We start from the raw sequence: 379 nt of genomic DNA on the forward strand, positions 1-379 counted from the left end.
CAGCAAACGAATCCCACGCGAAAAATCAGCAATCTCGTCAAAAATCTGCTTAGCATAAAAGTAGTAAGTCTCACTATCGGTTGGTAAAAATTCCGGACGAGTGATTCGCTTAGTAAGAGTCTCAAAATCACTATACCGTAACTTTAAGACTAACGTTTTACCATGCTTTTGTCGCTTGGTAACCGCTTGAGCTAGTTTCTTGGCAATTAAGCGAAGCCGTTGGTCGACTTCGTTTTCCGTCACCAACGGTTTGCCGTAGGTCTCTTCTTTACCGATTGATTTTCGTTCGCGCTGGTAAGCAACCGGACGGTCGTCTTGCCCCCGCACTCGTCGATAGAGTGTATACCCAAATTTACCAAAATGGTGAATCAGGTCGTTT

The 379-nt window shown here is 44.6% G+C and carries 1 pseudogene; it reads right to left on the reverse strand.

Annotated features, from left to right (window positions below):
• Positions 1-327: pseudogene (locus CP370_RS09540) on the reverse strand (DNA polymerase IV); the annotation flags it as partial.
• Positions 328-379: the final 52 nt, after the last annotated feature.

This window comes from Lactobacillus sp. UMNPBX19, assembly GCF_002553805.1.
Classification (GTDB): domain Bacteria; phylum Bacillota; class Bacilli; order Lactobacillales; family Lactobacillaceae; genus Lactobacillus.